3 protein-coding genes are annotated in these 1,977 nt (G+C 54.5%); all 3 read left to right on the top strand.

Going from position 1 to position 1,977, the window contains the following annotated elements:
• The first annotated feature begins 228 nt into the window (after window positions 1-228).
• Complete coding sequence (locus ABD679_RS11225) at window positions 229-735, top strand: GNAT family N-acetyltransferase (RefSeq protein WP_344760074.1); 507 nt, start codon at window positions 229-231, stop codon at window positions 733-735.
• A 21-nt stretch (window positions 736-756) separates the two neighbouring features.
• Window positions 757-1,473: a DUF3800 domain-containing protein gene (locus tag ABD679_RS11220; protein WP_344760073.1), complete on the top strand. Its 717-nt coding sequence runs from the start codon at window positions 757-759 to the stop codon at window positions 1,471-1,473.
• 294 nt (window positions 1,474-1,767) lie between these two features.
• A partial coding sequence (locus ABD679_RS11215) for a hypothetical protein (RefSeq protein WP_344760072.1) occupies window positions 1,768-1,977 on the top strand: 210 nt, incomplete at its 3' end.

The raw sequence follows: 1,977 nt of genomic DNA, 5'->3' as shown, positions 1-1,977 counted from the left end.
TTTTCTGTTCGGGCTAGTCTCCCTCATACCGGCTGGTGCGATCTTTTCGTTCTTCGTACTCCGCAACGATGAGTTGTTCACATAGCAGGTCCAGCAGCCTATGCTGAGGCCTAACAATTCGTTCAAGCCGAAACCGCTTCGTTCCACCAAACACATGGCAGGTAAAGCTTGCCATGTGTTTGGCTCCACTACGCGTTTCGGCTTAACTTAGCTGTTAGGCAGCAGAACATGCTCATCCGCGAGTACATACCGGGAGAAGAAGCAATCCTTCGAGATGTATTCCTGTCATCTGTACATCAACTGGCCCGGGCCCACTACACACGCGAGCAGATCAACGCATGGGCGCCGGCCATCTACGACAGGGATAGATGGCACGAGAAGATCGCTGCGATTCGCCCATTTGTAGCGGTTGTTGGCAGTCGAGTAGCTGGTTACGCTGACCTCCAGGCATCCGGCTACATCGACCACTTCTTTGTGTCAGGAGAGTTTGCTCGTCGTGGCGTCGGCTCTGCGCTTATGCGGCATATCCATGATGTTGCGGAGGACCGTGGCTTGTCCAATCTCTCTGCCAATGTCAGCCTTGCTGCAGAAGGATTCTTCACTTGGCATGGCTTCGTAGTGCACGTTCGTCAGTCGGTAGCAGTAATGGACGTAACGCTGTCCAACGCACACATGGTCAAGGAGCTGCTGCCTAACAATTCGTTCAAGCCGAACCCGCTTCGCGGGTCGGCTTAACTCAAGCGTTAGGCCTCACAAGTGCTCATCAGCTACTTCGACGAAGTAAAGCCAAACCCACAAGGTCAGCCCTATTACTGGCTTGGCGGACTCATGCTTCGTGACGACGTGATTCAAGACATCGAGTCGGAGCTCAATCAGTTGGCTCATCGCTGTTTTGGCTCGTACGAACTAACCCAATCAACGGAGTTTCACGCAACTGACATTTGTTCCGGCAACAGGAATTTTAGACGTTGGCGAGATCCCGCTAGACGGCTTGAGGTTCTTAAAGAACTCGCCAGAATCATCGACAAACCAGACGGCGTGTTTAGAGTTGCGGTTCGCCTCGACGTGGCGAGGATCGACGCATCGGTTGACTATGAAGCAATGGCATTCATGTATCTCGTTGAGAGGGTCAATCAGTTCGCCCGGGGCAGAAAAACAAGTTCAATTCTTATTGGCGACCTTGAGCACGGTGGCGTAGTTGAAAGATCGGTGAGAAGCCTCGCCGAGTACCGACAGAGTGGCACTTTGTACGCTTTTGGCCAAAGTATCGGAAACGTAGTGGATACAGTTCACTTCGCTCAATCTCACCACTCGAGACTTCTGCAGCTCGCGGATACCTACATGTGGTTCAAGCAACTATTCCATCGGACGGATGAGCCAGCAGGAATTAAAATTGAGCTCATGCGGTTCTTAAGGCAGGACACTGACATTACATGGGAACACAAGTACAAGTACTGGCCTCCAGCGGAGTGAGGCCTAACAATTCATTCAAGCCGACGCCGCTTTGCGGCGCGGCTTAACTCAGGCGTTAGGCGCGTCAAACCTAAAGCTAAAGCGGTTCTCGCCTGCGGTTGCATCGCATGGCCATTCGACCCCAGTTGTCGCGGGCGTCGGGCGGCCGGCTTCGGTCACTTCTCCGCTCGCGCACTCAGGCATTGTCGCGGTTCGCACAACGGCTTCGGAGGCACTTGGCGGCGCGTGGTCGCGGAGGCATTGCGGGCCCAGCAAGGACGGGCTTCGGAGTGTTTGCCGCTGGCAGCTCACGGGGTGCGCCCGGTTGTCCTGGCTTCGATTCAAGCGGCCTTGCCGGGCCGTCATTTCCGCGGGATGATCGCGCCTAACAAATCGTTCAAGCCGAACGCGCTTCGCTACACCAACAACATGGCAGATAAAGCTTGCCATGTTGTTGGCTCCGCTACGCACGTCGGCTTAACTCAAGCGTTAGCTGCCAATGACACATTCCATCCAGCGGATACA

This window comes from Luteimonas lutimaris, assembly GCF_039537065.1.
Lineage (GTDB): Bacteria > Pseudomonadota > Gammaproteobacteria > Xanthomonadales > Xanthomonadaceae > Luteimonas > Luteimonas lutimaris.
The sequence above is the reverse complement of the archived record's forward strand: the minus strand, read 5'-3'. Positions and strand labels throughout refer to the sequence as shown.